Here is a 14,411-nt window from a genome sequence, read left to right as displayed (position 1 = left end):
TTGCTTCAGCAACGGCCCGTAGGGCGAACGTCAGTGAGTCATCCTCCCGGATGCACCATCTTCTCCGAGATAACAGCGATTCTGTTGTTTCATCATCTGCAAGATAATCGCAAGTTTCTATTCTCCTCCTTAGTCATTTTCTTTCAATCTGAACAATCCTCAATTCTCCGTCAGCGACAAAATCAATCAATTACGATAAAATAACGTCTGGTCATTCGGCTTGTGAGAAGACGATGTACGAACGTTATGCGGGTTTGATTTTTGATATGGATGGCACCATCCTGGATACTGAACCGACGCACCGTAAAGCGTGGCGTGAAGTATTAGGGCGCTATGGACTACGTTTTGATGAGCAGGCCATGGTTGCACTCAACGGCTCCCCAACATGGCGTATTGCCCAATCGGTTATTGAACTAAATCAGGCCGATCTGGATCCTCATGCACTGGCTCGCGAAAAAACCGATAAAGTTAAAAGCATGCTGCTGGACAGTGTCCAGCCTTTGCCGTTAGTCGATGTGGTGAAAGCCTGGCATGGTCGTCGGCCAATGTCGGTAGGTACCGGGAGCGAAAGTGCGATTGCTGAAGCTCTGCTCGCTCATCTCGGGCTGCGTCATTATTTTGATACTGTCGTTGCTGCAGACCACGTGCAACGCCATAAGCCTGCTCCTGATACGTTCTTACTGTGTGCCGAGCGTATGGGGGTGGAGCCAACTCGCTGCGTAGTATTTGAAGATGCCGATTTTGGACTGCAGGCGGCATACGCTGCCGGAATGGATGCCGTGGATGTCCGGTTATTGTGAGTGATGGACTGTCGCTCCTGTCACTGTTTGCCAGCAGTTTTCTCAGCGCCACGCTATTACCTGGTAATTCTGAAGTTGTTTTAGTGGCTTTGCTGGTCTCTGGGGTAAGTCATCCCTGGGTCTTAGTCTTAACAGCAACAATGGGTAATAGCCTTGGAGGGTTAACTAACGTTATCCTTGGGCGTTTCTTTCCATTGCGTAAAACATCACGCTGGCAAGAGAAAGCCACTGGCTGGTTGAAGCGCTATGGCGCTGTCACACTATTATTAAGCTGGATGCCAGTTGTGGGTGATTTACTGTGCCTGTTAGCGGGATGGATGCGTATCTCGTGGGGCCCGGTGATGTTTTTTTTATGTCTTGGCAAAGCGCTGCGCTACGTTGTGGTGGCAGCGGTTACGACGCAAGGCATTATGTGGTGGCACTAATTGTGTTGTGGATAGCCTGTAGGGTAACCAATACCATTATGCTAATTAAAACGATTTTGACAGGCGGGAGGTCAATTTGATCCCGGACGTATCACAGGCGCTGGCCTGGCTGGAAAAAAATCCCCAGGCGTTAAAGGGGATTCAACGTGGGCTGGAGCGTGAAACGCTGCGCGTTAATGCTGATGGCTCATTGGCAACGACGGGACATCCTGATGTATTAGGCTCAGCGCTTACGCATAAATGGATAACCACCGATTTTGCCGAAACGCTGCTGGAGTTTATTACTCCTCCTGGCGACGACATTCAGAAAATGCTCACATTCATGCGCGATCTGCATCGCTATACCGCCAGAAACCTTGGCGATGAGCGTATGTGGCCGTTGAGCATGCCTTGTTATATTGCCGAAGGTCAGGATATTGAACTGGCGCAGTACGGTACTTCAAATATTGGTCGTCTGAAAACGCTCTACCGTGAAGGCCTCAAGAACCGTTACGGCGCGTTGATGCAAACGATCTCCGGCGTACATTACAATTTTTCTCTGCCAATGGCATTCTGGCAGGCAAAGTGCGGCGTAACGAGCGATGATGACGCCAAAGAGAAAGTCTCCGCAGGCTACTTCCGTCTGATCCGTAATTACTACCGTTTTGGTTGGGTGATCCCGTATCTGTTTGGTGCCTCTCCGGCAATTTGTTCCTCCTTCTTGCAAGGAAAACCAACGACCCTGCCGTTTGAAAAAACCGACTGTGGTATGTATTACCTGCCATATGCAACGTCTCTGCGCCTGAGTGACCTGGGTTATACCAATAAGTCGCAAAGCAATCTCGGAATTACGTTTAACGATCTGCATGAGTATGTGGCAGGATTGAAGCGCGCGATTAAAACCCCTTCCGAGGAGTACGCGGCGATCGGTCTGGAGAAAGACGGTAAGCGGCTGCAAATCAATAGCAACGTGCTGCAGATTGAAAACGAATTGTATGCACCTATTCGCCCGAAACGCGTTACTCGCAGTGGTGAATCGCCGTCTGATGCGCTTCTGCGCGGCGGCATTGAGTACATTGAAGTGCGTTCGCTGGATATTAACCCATTCTCACCCATTGGCGTGGATGAGCAGCAAGTGCGTTTCCTCGATCTGTTTATGGTTTGGTGCGTACTGGCTGATGCGCCGGAGATGAGTAGCGATGAGCTGTTATGCACTCGTACTAACTGGAACCGTGTGATTCTGGAAGGACGTAAGCCGGGCCTGACGTTAGGCATTGGCTGCGAAACTGCCCAGTTCCCACTGCCTAAAGTGGGCAAAGATCTGTTCCGTGATCTGAAACGCGTAGCACAAACGCTGGACAGCATCCACGGCGGAGAGGAATATCAAAAAGTCTGTGATGAACTGGTCGCGTGCTTTGACAACCCTGAACTGACATTTTCAGCCCGGATCCTGCGGTCTATGATTGATACAGGCATTGGCGGCACTGGCAAAGCGCTGGGAGAGGCTTACCGTAATCTGCTGCGTGAAGAGCCGCTGGAAATGTTGCAGGAAGAAGAGTTTATTGCTGAAACCGAGGCATCAAAGCGTCGTCAGCAGGAAATTGAAGCGGCCGATACTGAGTCGTTTGACGTGTGGCTGGAAAAGCACGCCTGATACAAAAGAAAAAGGCCACTCGGGAGTGGCCAAAATTTCATCTCTGAAAACAGGGATGATGATAACAAATGCGCGTCTTTCATATACTGAGACTCGCCCCGGAACAAAGAGTTCAGATTATTTTTAAAAAATTTATCGGAGGTGGCTAAATGCCGTTGTTAGATAGTTTTACTGTCGATCATACCCGGATGGAAGCTCCTGCAGTCCGGGTCGCAAAAACGATGAACACCCCGCATGGCGACGCAATCACCGTGTTTGATCTGCGTTTCTGTATTCCAAACAAAGAGGTGATGCCTGAGAAAGGCATCCACACTCTGGAACACCTGTTTGCCGGTTTTATGCGTAACCACCTCAACGGTAATGGTGTCGAGATTATCGATATTTCTCCAATGGGATGTCGTACCGGTTTCTATATGAGTCTGATTGGTACGCCTGACGAGCAGCGCGTGGCTGATGCCTGGAAAGCAGCGATGGCTGATGTGCTGAAAGTGCAGGATCAGAATCAGATCCCGGAACTTAACGTGTACCAGTGCGGTACGTATCAGATGCACTCCCTCAGTGAGGCGCAGGATATTGCACGCCATATTCTTGAGCATGATGTGCGCGTCAACAGCAATGAAGAGCTGGCGTTGCCGAAAGAGAAGCTGCAGGAACTGCATATCTAGTTATCGCGCCGGAGGATGGTGCCTACGCACCTTATCTGGCCCTACAGAATTGTGCTGAGTGCAGGCCCGGTAAGCAACGAACTACCGGGCAATAAAAAAGGGCCCACACGGGCCCTTTTTACGTTCTGTTAGTGCGCACCGCCACCACCACCGCCCGCGCCAAATGGCGGTTTGGCAAACCAGACCAGCCCGAGCAGCACCAGGAAAATCCCCGCCGACATCCAGAAGATTTCGTTAGCAGAAATAATCAGGCCCTGGTTAGTAATTTGCTGCGCCAGCCAGCCGGAAGCCTGCTGCTGGGTCATCCCCAGCCCCTGCAACTGGTCATACATAGCCTGTGCGTTGGGGTTGTATGGGTTGACTGACTCCGTCAACTGCGCGTGATGGAGCGATTCACGGTTAGTCCACATTGTCGTTGTAATCGACGTTCCGATAGAACCCGCCAGTGTTCGCGTAAAGTTAGACAAGCTTGATGCCGCCGCCAGACGCTCAGGTGGTAAACCTGACAGCGTGATAGTGGTCAGTGGCATAAAGAAGCAGGCCACGGCGAACCCTTGAATAAACTGCGGCCAGGCTGACGCGCCAAAATCCATACCAGGTTCGAACGTCCATGCACGCCAGTAAAAACAGACTGCGTACATAATAAAGCTGAACGTAACCAGTCGACGCATATCCAGCTTGTGCGCGAAGCGACCAATAATCGGCGACAGGAGCACCGGAATCACCCCAACCGGTGCGGATGCCAGACCCGCCCAGGTCGCAGTATATCCGTAGACTTCCTGCAACAGCTGTGGCAACAGGACGATTGCACCGAAGTAGAGCATATAGGCAAGGCTGATACACAAACAGCCGATGGTAAAGTTTCGCGACTTAAACAAGGAGAGATCGACAATTGGGTTATCGTCGGTGAGCTCCCAGACAATCAGGAAGCTGATGGCCACTACGGCGACTACCGTCAGGATGATAATCTCCTGCGAGGCAAACCAGTCCAGCTCTTTGCCGCGGTCGAGCATGATCTGCAAACTGCCGATACCGATAACCAGCAGTGCCAGACCAATCGCGTCAATGCGCCGCTGTTCGGTACGAGTTTCCCGACCACGCAGGGTTTGCAGCGTCATCAACACCACCACAACGCCGATCGGCACGTTGATGAAGAATATCCAGCCCCAGTGATAGTTGTCGCTGATGTAGCCTCCGAGAATCGGGCCACAAATAGGCGCGACAATCACCGTCATCGACCAAAGTGCCAGGGCGATAGACCGCTTGGCAGGAGGATAGTTATTCAGTAACAGGCTTTGTGACAGTGGAATTAACGGGCCGGCGACAATCCCCTGAATCACACGGAAGAAAATCAGCATGGTCAGGCTGTTGGACATCCCACATGCCCATGACGCAATAACGAAGGCAATGGTAGACCACATGAAGAGTCTGACTTCGCCAAAGCGCTTTGCCAGCCAGCCGGTGATCGGGATGGAGATAGCATTCGCCACACCGAAAGAGGTGATCACCCAGGTCCCCTGGCTCAGCGAAGAGCCCAGGTTCCCGGCGATAGTGGGGATCGCCACGTTCGCAATGGTGGAGTCCAGCACCTGCATGAATGTCGCCAGGGAAAGCGCGATCGTCATGATGACGAGCTGCGCGCCTTCCAGCGGTTTTTGCTGTTGCATCACACGCACCTTTGAATTAACCCGCGTTGGCCCGCACGATCTCTTCGATCATCTTATTGACCGGATCAAGGTTGATTTCACGTGCATTACTTTCAGCTACCGGTGTCGTACGGACCTGGCTTGCCAGAATCTGTCCGTCACGATTTGAGGTATCTACCGTAACCAGCGTAGATAAACCAATACGCAGTGGATGCTGCGCCAGTTGCTGCGCATCCAGCTCGATGCGAACCGGCAGGCGCTGTACCACTTTGATCCAGTTACCGGTCGCGTTTTGTGCAGGTAACAGGGAGAAGGCGCTGCCTGTCCCCATATCCAGGCCGACAACTTTACCAGTGTATTTAACGTCATCGCCGTAAATATCACTGATAACCGTAGCAGGTTGGCCGATACGCATATGGGCTAATTGCGTTTCTTTAAAGTTTGCATCAACCCACAGGTTAGTGGCTGGTACGACCGCCATCAGCGGCGTGGTCGGGCTAATCTGCGCGCCAGGCTGCACGGCACGGCGGGAAACATAACCGGTCATCGGGCTGACGATTTTGGTACGTTCAAGCGCCAACCAGGCATTACGCACTTCGGTGGCTGCCTGTTGTACGGCAGGCTGATCTTCCAGTCGGCTTCCGAGGATCATTGCCTGGTTCGCATTATATTGTTGGATTGCGACATCAAGCTGAGCCTGAGCACTGGCGACGGCATCGCGGGCATGTTGCAGCTCTTCGCGACCAATCAGGTTGGCATTACCCAGTGGAACCCGGCGATTAAAGTCGCTCTGGGCCTGGGCCAGTGCCGTTTTTTGCACTTCAATGCTGGCCTGTAGCTGTTTGCTGTTGATCATCAGCTGATGCGTCTGGCGCACGCTGGAGGCCAACGCAGTTTTGGCTTTTTCAAATGCCTGCTTAGCATCCGTCTGGTCGAGTGTGACCAGCACATCGCCTTGTTTGACATAGTCAGTGTTATCAGCCCAGACTTTCGTCACGCTGCCTGATACCTGAGCCATGATTTGAACCTGGTTCCCTGCCACGTAGGCATCGTCAGTCTCTTCGATATGACGCAGTACTAAAAACCAATAAATCCCATATGCCACGGCAATGATAATAAAGAGCAAGGTCAGAAGGAGCAGCGCACTTTTACGTTTGCCATTCTTATTGACCGGTTGCTGCGGGGTTTGAGTCTCCGCATTTGCGCTCATGTTGTTCTCCACGATCTTATTTTTTTCACATCGGCTGAGCCGACCTGTTTATCAGAAAGGCCAGCAGTATGACGTGCTGGCCTGTCGGTTTTTCATTTATAAATCTGGATTTTTGAGCGAGTCAGCGCATTAGCGCAGCGCTTCTAATACCGTGCCATCTTGTTCCATCTGATCAAGACGGGTCAGAAGCTTACGAGTGATTTGCTCAAGCTGATCTTTTTCGGTGGCGCTGAGAGAGGACCAGAGTTGATGCAGGCAGCTATGCTGAGGCGGTAATACTTCCTGCAAAAATGCATGGCCTTTCTCGGTCAATTGCAGATGCAGACAGCGGCGATCGTTATCGCTTTCGCGACGTTCGATCCAGCCACGTTTTTCTAACTCATCCGCGATGCGGGTGGCGTTAGTCCGCGACGAGCCAAGCGCGCAACTCAGTTCAGAAGGCTGAATACTGTGGTTTTCCTGAGACTCCAGCGTAATCAACGCCATAAACAATGTCTCGTTAATCCCTTGAGCTTTCAGCATTTTATTGCGGTTTTCCAGCAGCTTGCCCTGCATATGCATGCAAAGACGAGTGAGAAGAACTTCCTGATAAGGGAACTCTTCGTAGCGGCTGGCGCGAAATTTTAGCATTTGTTCAATGGGCGTAAACGAACTATCCATTTGGGTATAACCTCATTAATTTCAGCCGATATAGTAACGACAGTGACAAATAAAGTAAATGTATTATTTAATTAAAATGATTATTTTTATCTATAAAACAACCAGCATTTTCCATGCTAATCCATAGCACAGAGCACTCAACAATGTCGGAATGATGATGCTTCGGGTTTTATAGAAACTTGCGCCCAGTACAATAAACCCCACCAGTGTAGGCACAAACCGACGGGCGTCGTGCATCACTTCTGGTGCGGTAGACACCACCAGCAGGGCGCAAATTGATGCAATGCCGATAGTGTCGAGTAGTATGCCTGTCGCGCCGCGTTTAGTCGGGCGAACATTTCCCATCCCCAGACGGAGTGGCAAATAGCGAAAACAGTAATTGACGCCACCGACCAACAGGCCGAGCAGCAGAACTTCATAGCTCATCAGGACCCCCTTGCCAGAATGACTGGATGAGCGCCGTCAGGCATCCGCAGACAATGCCTGCCAGGATCGCGACGGGGATAGAAAACAATATTACCCCCGTCAGCGCTCCGGCTAATGCCGCAGTGACGCATAGCGCCTGTATACGCTGGAAAGAGGCGAGCAGAAAGCTCATAAACAGAGCCGGGAGCATAAATCCGAGAGCCGCTTCGACCGCCGGAAAGTCCTTCAGTAAACCACTGCCAGAAAATGCGCCAATAATCGTGCCGAATACCCAGGAAATCCATGAGCACAGCGCAATGCCGATCATCCAGTTTTCACTCCAGCGCCGGTTATCCCGTACCAGCTTTGCCGTTGCAGCAGCGAACACTTCATCGGTGAGACCAAAGGCCCACAGCGCGCTTTTGGGTTTGCTGAGTCGTCGGGCGATACGGCTACGCAGGGAAGGGCCATACAGAACGTGGCGAACATCCATTGCCATCACGGTAAGCGCGGCGATCCACAGTGAGCTTCCTGCGGCGAGCATGGTGGTGATGACAAACTGACTGGCTCCCGCGTAAATAATGCAGGAGAAAAAGAGGCTTTCAACGGGAGTAAAGCCCAGGCGAGTTGCATTGAGACCAAATGCAAATGCGACCGGAATATAACTGATGACTATCGGCAGGCTGTCTTTGACCCCTTCCGTTAACGTTGCCGGGCTGGGGTCAGACTGGGGAACAGGGCTTTCCATAGGATTATAGGCTTCATTACCGAAATTAAAATAACCTGGCTCAATGAGTTATAACCTTAGCAGACTGATGAGCTCCTTAACACCCTGAGGAGCTTAATCAGAGATAAACGAGCTGTATCCGCTTAATTTACGGCTTCCTGGCGGTGAAAACCTCGCCACCAGACCAGCAGGTTGAGTACGGCAACGGTCATACCCGCCAGGCAAACGCCAGCCCAGCCGGCATGCTGCCAGGCAGAAGCAGAAATCAGCGAACCTGCCGCTCCGCCAATAAAATAGCTGGTCATGTATCCGGCAGTCAGCCGATTACGCGCATCCGGATGGATGCGATAAATAACCGTCTGGTTGGTGATATGAACACCCTGCACGGTGAGATCCAGCACCAGGATTCCGATAATCAGCATTGGCACTGATGTATGCCCGAACCAGATAGCCAGCCAGGAGAATAACAGTAATAACAGACCGATGGTGGTCGTGAGATGTGATTTACCCTTATCGGCAAATCCCCCAGCAGGGCGAGCGCCTAACGCACCGGCAGCACCAGCCAGACCAAACAGACCGATCATGCCTTCTGAATAGTTAAATGGCGGCGCGGCGAGCAAAAAGGCCATTGATGTCCAGAGAATACTGAAGTTGGCAAAGGTCAGGCAGCCCAACATCGCACGGGTACGCAGCAGCTTGTCGTGGATAAACAGGCTGAAGACGGAACCTAACAGTTGCGGATAGTTGAGATGGGTTTCAGATTTCATCTTCGGCAGGCCGCGCCACAGCGCGATAGCCATCAGCGCCATCAGTACCGACGCCACCCAAAACACAGTGCGCCAGCCGCCCAGATTGGCCAGTAATCCGGCGACGGTACGCGCCAGCAGAATGCCCAGCAACAGACCACTCATAATTGTGCCAACGACTTTGCCGCGCTTGTCCGGCGTGGCGAGCGTTGCCGCCAGCGGAACCAGAATTTGTGCCACCACGGAAAAGAGTCCGGTCAGCGCCGTACCGAGGATCAGCATTGTCAATGACTGACTGCTGGCGGTAATTAACATGCCGCCAGCCGCTAACAGCGTCATGGAGACAATGAGCATCCGACGTTCAAACATATCGCCAAGCGGCACCAGAAACAGCAGGCCTGCAGCATAACCAAGCTGCGCGGCGGTGACGATAAAGCCCGCAGTACTGGCCGACAACGAAAAGTTACGCGCAATGGTGTCGAGTAGCGGTTGCGCGTAGTAGTTACTGGCGACGGCCAGACCGGTTGCGATGGACATTAAAAGGATCAGCGACGGGCTAAGTCCATGAGTGGTTTTAGTCATTGTTTTCAACTGAATAATGGGTTTCAGAAAACAATCATAACGGAAGCAGCTACATGTTGCAGATTTGTTAGGTGATAGATTGTGCGGTTATGGGGAAGGGAGAGAAGTGCGCTGGTTACCAGGCCGGATGGTGGCGTCGCGCCGCCATCCGGCATAAAGGGGAATTACTTCTGCGCGGCCAGCGCTTCTTTCACCCAACCGTCGAACTGCTGCTGGTGGGCTTTAATCCAACCATCAACGTGGCCCTGTACGTCTGATTCAGAAGATTTACCGTCATGCATCATCGCGTTCTGCGCGTTGATATCTGCCAGCGGCAGCTTCATCAGCGCGAACAGTTTTGCCGCCGCCGGGTTTTTTTCGGCCCACGCCTTGTTAGCAACGATATGCATAGTGTTTACCGGGAAGCCGTAGTTAGCGCCGTTTGGCAGTTTGGTATCAATATCTTTCTGCTCACCCGGAAGGGAAGAGAACGGTACCTGCAACCAGACCACATCTTTGCCCGGCTTCATTACGTCGCTCACCCAGTACGGTGTCCAGGTGTAGTAGAGGATCGGTTTGCCTTCCTTAAAGCGGGTAATGGTATCGGCCATCATCGCCGCGTAGTTACCGTGACTGACATCGACCGTTTTTTCCAGATCGAATGCTTTGTTCTGGTGGTTGATAACGGCTTCACAGCCCCAGCCTGGTGAACAGCCCATCATGTCGGCTTTACCGTCGCCATTGGTATCAAAGATTTTGGCAATCTTCGGATCTTTCAGTTGGGCGATATTGGTGATTTTGTACTGCTCAGCGGTTTTCTTGTCGATCAGATACCCTTGCGCCGCACCTGTTACGAATACCCCCTCGCGATAAAACTTTTTATTTCCGCCTGCTGCGGCATACATATCATCATGCAGCGGCTGCCAGTTCACGGCGGTAAAAGTCGCATCGCCAGAGGCAATGGAGGTGTAACCGACGTTGTAGTCAACTTCACTCGCTTTGTTGACGGTATACCCCAGTTTTTCCAGCGCGCGGCTGACCAGTTGCGTCTGGAAGGACTCTTCAGAGATGGTGCTCTGGATAGGTTGTACAGTGATGCCTTTGCCCGGCAGGTCGGCAGCGAAAGCGCTGGTAGAGACAAGGGTGGCAAACGTTGTGGCAAGGATTATATTCTGTCGCATCGTTGTTCCTTATTACACTTCATCTTTCAAGCTGACTCTTTGTTGGCTGCACTTATGTACTCGTCACATACTGTTTGTACGCTTCCGGGATACATTCGTTTGCTGCCGCGGTGCAACTTAAATGATTTTGTGCAAAGTTTATGAGTTTCAGGCCCGGCGAGCGCAATGCCACCGGGCAATGGGTGAATTACTTAATGAAAGGACGGGTGAAAAGCCCGACAGGTCCGGTGGTGTACCAGCGACGGTTACCGCGGCTACGCGAGTCGCGACCGACAGCCTGTGTCAGACGATCCAGAATAATGGCGAGGATAACAATCCCGACCCCACCGACGGTAGCCAGTCCCATATCCAGACGACCGATACCACGCAGGACCATCTGACCAAGCCCACCGACCGCTATCATCGAAGCGATAACGACCATGGAAAGGGCGAGCATCAGTGTCTGATTAACCCCCGCCATGATGGTCGGCATCGCCAGCGGCAGCTGTACTTTAAACAGCATCTGACGCGGACTGGCGCCAAATGAGCGCGAGGCCTCAATCAGATCGGCTGGCACCTGGTTAATCCCCAGAATGGTCAGACGCACGATTGGCGGCAGGGCGAAGATAATCGTCACGACTACCCCCGGTACGTTGCCGATACCGAACAGCATAACAATCGGCACCAGATAGACGAACGCAGGCGTGGTTTGCATTGCATCCAGCAGGGGGCGAACAATTTTTGCCGCTCGGGGACTACGCGCCAGCCATATTCCCATTGGCAGACCGATCACCACGCAAAACAGCAGCGCGGTCAGTACCAGTGCCAGGGTTATCATCGCCTGCGACCATGCGCCAATTGCGCCAATAGCAATCAATGAGATTAAGGTGGCAACACCCATCCCGACGCCGGAAATCTGCCATGCGATCAGTGCAAAAAGAACAATCGCTACAGGTGCAGGCATACCCAGCAGCAGCTGCTGGAAGCCATTAAGGATGTAATCTACCGGAACACGAATGCCCTGGAAGACAGGACGGAAATGGGTTACTACCCAGTCAATCCCTTCGGTAACCCAGCTATCCAGTGGGATCAGCGTTTTATGGAATGGATCCATAATGTTGAAATGTTCAGGCGCTGGTGCGGGTGCGCTGGTCAGCCAGTCTGCGCTGCCTCCGTCGGCAGGCGCACCAGACGGCGTACTCCAGGCATCAGCGGATTGTGCGGCGCTATCGGCCGCTGGTGTGGTATCCCACGGATTCGTTTGATCAGCCATTGTTTGCCCCCTCGCGATCTAAAGCCTGTAACAGCATGCGTTTTGAAATAATACCCACATACTGCTGTTCCTCATCGACAACCGGTACGGCGCATGGCGCCTGACCAACATGAGAAAGCAACTCGCTCAGAGGGGTTTGTGCATCTACAGCTAACGGTTCATCAATTAAAGCTGCTTCAATACCTTGTGACTGGCTTAAGGCTGCTTTTAATGAGTCGATGGAGACGACGCCAATGAATTTATTACCGCGTTCAATTACGTAACCATATTCACGATCTTTATCCTGCAATAATTGCAGGGCCGATCGTGGACCTACGCCTGGTGTTTTACGAATTAAGCCCTCAGGGCTACGGCGTGAAATATCTTTCGCACTGAATACCTGGCTTATATCAACACCACGGAAGAAAGTGCGCACATAATCATTTGCCGGATTATTCAGGATCTCATCCGGTGTACCGACCTGTACCACCTCGCCATTTTGCATAATGGCAATTCTGTCGCCAATGCGCATAGCTTCATCAAGATCATGGGAAATAAAGACCACGGTACGCTGATGTTTCGCCTGCAGTTTTACCAGTTCATCCTGCATCTCAGTTCGAATTAACGGATCGAGCGCTGAGAAAGCTTCATCCATTAATAAGATGTCAGGGTTAATGGCTAATGCACGGGCAAGGCCAACACGCTGGCGCATACCACCGGAAAGCTCATCCGGATAACCGTGAGCGTAATTCTCTAATCCGACCTGGCGTAGCGCATCCAGCGCTTTTTCACGACGAGCATCTGCGGCAATACCGGCTAATTCCATACCGAATGCTGTATTGTCCAGTACCGTCATGTGCGGCATCAATGCAAAGGACTGGAAAACCATCGCAATCTTTTTTCTGCGCACCTCGCGAAGCTCGGCATCTGATATTTTGGCAATATCTACGCCATCAATCAGTACCTGTCCACGGGTGGGTTCAATCAGGCGATTGAGAAGGCGTACCATTGTGGATTTACCCGAGCCGGATAATCCCATGATGACAAATATCTCGCCTTCTTCAATGGCCAGACTGGCGTCTTTAACGCCAAGCGATAGCCCTGTTTTATCCAGAATTTGCTCTTTTGAAAGTCCTTTTTCAATATATTTGAACGCTCTCTGTGGATGCTCGCCAAATATCTTATAGAGGTTTTTAACTTCTAATTTAATTGCCATGCAATAGAATGATTCCTGTTATTTGTTTATATCGATATATTACCTGATGGAAATAGTTACCTTTTTCTACCCTAACATACTGAGAATCTGAGACAACCCTGAATTTGTTAATGGCATGAATATTGCCGAAGGCCAGGAGGCGGGATTTCCCATGATATAAGGGCTGAGCGCTGATAACAGCAAGATGATATTTTTTGTAAGGAACACCGAAAAGACGTCTGAATTGTTGAAATGCAGACGAATAATGTGACTGAGATTGAGTGTAGATCACATATGCATAATTGTGTGATGCAGTTAAAATATTATTGCGGAAAACAGTCGGATATTCTCCGCAATAATGTGTGTTAAAAGTTCCAGTCGTCGTCTTCGGTTTCGACGGCTTTTCCCATTACATAGGACGACCCCGAACCGGAGAAGAAATCGTGGTTTTCGTCGGCATTAGGTGACAGTGCGGCGAGGATCGCCGGATTTACATCCGCCATTTCAGCCGGGAATAACGCCTCATAACCCAGGTTCATTAACGCTTTATTGGCGTTGTAACAAAGGAATGCTTTGACGTCCTCCACCCAATCCGTTTCTGCGTAGAGCTCTTCCGTATAGCGTGCTTCGTTATCGTACAACTCCATTAACAGATCGAGCGCAAAATTCTTCAGTTCTTCGCGTGCCGATTCTGTAATGGCCTCCAGACCTTTTTGATACTTATAACCGATGTAATAACCATGTACCGCTTCGTCACGAATAATCAGACGGATTAAATCAGCAGTATTGGTCAGCTTGCCACGGCTGGAGAAATACATTGGTAACCAGAAACCGGAATAGAACAGGAAAGATTCCAGAAATACGCTGGCAATTTTCTTCTTCAGCGGATCATGGCTGGCGTAATGTTCAAGAATGATTTGTGCTTTGCGCTGGAGAGGGGCATTTTCCTCACTCCAGGCATAGGCCGCATCCACATCCTGGGTCTGGCATAAAGTGGAGAAAATAGAGCTGTATGACCGGGCGTGTACCGCCTCCATAAAGCTGATATTCGACAACACGGCTTCTTCATGCGGGGTTAGTGCATCCTGCATTAACGTTGGCGCACCCGCAATATTCTGAATGGTGTCGAGTAGCGTCAGCCCGGTAAATACGCGAATGGTCAGTTGCTGCTCGGCCGCATTCAGCGTCTGCCAGGCAGGAATATCATTCGACAGCGGGACTTTTTCCGGCAGCCAGAAGTTACTGGTCAGGCGGTTCCATACCTCGAGATCTTTATCATCCTGGATCTTGTTCCAGTTGATGGCACTTATGCGATTTAATCTCATC

At 51.3% G+C, this 14,411-nt stretch carries 14 protein-coding genes; 4 read left to right on the top strand and 10 right to left on the bottom strand.

Going from position 1 to position 14,411, the window contains the following annotated elements; all coding sequences use genetic code 11:
• Positions 1-233: 233 nt before the first annotated feature.
• The 4 genes from yqaB (at position 234) to luxS (ending at position 3,523) form a co-directional block, all read left to right on the top strand.
• On the top strand, positions 234-800 hold the full coding sequence (yqaB, locus tag AACS05_RS18250; protein WP_045446607.1) for a fructose-1-phosphate/6-phosphogluconate phosphatase: 567 nt from the start codon (positions 234-236) through the stop codon (positions 798-800).
• Positions 797-1,225, top strand: a complete 429-nt coding sequence (locus AACS05_RS18245) for a YqaA family protein (RefSeq protein ID WP_045446605.1) — start codon at positions 797-799, stop codon at positions 1,223-1,225. The genes yqaB and AACS05_RS18245 overlap by 4 nt, the downstream gene beginning before the upstream one ends.
• A gap of 76 nt (positions 1,226-1,301) precedes the next feature.
• On the top strand, positions 1,302-2,858 hold the full coding sequence (gshA, locus tag AACS05_RS18240; RefSeq protein ID WP_045446602.1) for a glutamate--cysteine ligase: 1,557 nt from the start codon (positions 1,302-1,304) through the stop codon (positions 2,856-2,858).
• Positions 2,859-3,007: 149 nt separating this feature from the next.
• Complete coding sequence (gene luxS, locus AACS05_RS18235; RefSeq protein ID WP_016154160.1) at positions 3,008-3,523, top strand: S-ribosylhomocysteine lyase; 516 nt, start codon at positions 3,008-3,010, stop codon at positions 3,521-3,523.
• A 128-nt stretch (positions 3,524-3,651) separates the two neighbouring features.
• On the opposite strand, the gene emrB is transcribed toward luxS, so the two are convergent.
• From emrB to nrdF, 10 genes are all read right to left on the bottom strand, one after another.
• The gene (emrB, locus tag AACS05_RS18230; RefSeq protein ID WP_045446599.1) at positions 3,652-5,190 is read right to left on the bottom strand and encodes a multidrug efflux MFS transporter permease subunit EmrB; all 1,539 of its coding nucleotides are present in this window, start codon (positions 5,188-5,190) and stop codon (positions 3,652-3,654) included.
• A 16-nt stretch (positions 5,191-5,206) separates the two neighbouring features.
• The gene (gene emrA, locus AACS05_RS18225; protein ID WP_045446596.1) at positions 5,207-6,379 is read right to left on the bottom strand and encodes a multidrug efflux MFS transporter periplasmic adaptor subunit EmrA; all 1,173 of its coding nucleotides are present in this window, start codon (positions 6,377-6,379) and stop codon (positions 5,207-5,209) included.
• 129 nt (positions 6,380-6,508) lie between these two features.
• Positions 6,509-7,039: a transcriptional repressor MprA gene (mprA, locus tag AACS05_RS18220; protein WP_045446593.1), complete on the bottom strand. Its 531-nt coding sequence runs from the start codon at positions 7,037-7,039 to the stop codon at positions 6,509-6,511.
• Between the two features lie 90 nt (positions 7,040-7,129).
• Entirely contained in the window at positions 7,130-7,465 is a 336-nt protein-coding gene (gene ygaH / locus AACS05_RS18215) for an L-valine transporter subunit YgaH (protein ID WP_045446590.1), read from the bottom strand.
• Entirely contained in the window at positions 7,455-8,192 is a 738-nt protein-coding gene (locus AACS05_RS18210; RefSeq protein WP_045446587.1) for an AzlC family ABC transporter permease, read from the bottom strand. Before AACS05_RS18210 ends, ygaH begins: the two co-directional genes overlap by 11 nt.
• 122 nt (positions 8,193-8,314) lie before the next feature.
• Entirely contained in the window at positions 8,315-9,499 is a 1,185-nt protein-coding gene (locus AACS05_RS18205; protein ID WP_045446584.1) for an MFS transporter, read from the bottom strand.
• A 164-nt stretch (positions 9,500-9,663) separates the two neighbouring features.
• Entirely contained in the window at positions 9,664-10,659 is a 996-nt protein-coding gene (gene proX, locus AACS05_RS18200) for a glycine betaine/L-proline ABC transporter substrate-binding protein ProX (RefSeq protein WP_045446581.1), read from the bottom strand.
• Positions 10,660-10,846: 187 nt separating this feature from the next.
• Positions 10,847-11,911 carry a glycine betaine/L-proline ABC transporter permease ProW gene (proW, locus tag AACS05_RS18195; RefSeq protein WP_045446578.1) on the bottom strand — a complete coding sequence of 355 codons (1,065 nt, stop codon included), beginning with the start codon at positions 11,909-11,911 and terminating at the stop codon, positions 10,847-10,849.
• The gene (proV, locus tag AACS05_RS18190) at positions 11,904-13,106 is read right to left on the bottom strand and encodes a glycine betaine/L-proline ABC transporter ATP-binding protein ProV (protein WP_045446575.1); all 1,203 of its coding nucleotides are present in this window, start codon (positions 13,104-13,106) and stop codon (positions 11,904-11,906) included. The genes proW and proV overlap by 8 nt, the downstream gene beginning before the upstream one ends.
• Before the next feature lie 344 nt (positions 13,107-13,450).
• A complete protein-coding gene (gene nrdF, locus AACS05_RS18185; protein WP_045446572.1) occupies positions 13,451-14,410 on the bottom strand; it encodes a class 1b ribonucleoside-diphosphate reductase subunit beta in 960 nt (319 codons plus the stop codon).
• Position 14,411 lies beyond the last annotated feature (1 nt).

It is taken from the genome of Citrobacter sp. S-77 (genome assembly GCF_963864895.1).
GTDB lineage: Bacteria > Pseudomonadota > Gammaproteobacteria > Enterobacterales > Enterobacteriaceae > Citrobacter > Citrobacter murliniae.
The sequence above is the reverse complement of the archived record's forward strand: the minus strand, read 5'-3'. Positions and strand labels throughout refer to the sequence as shown.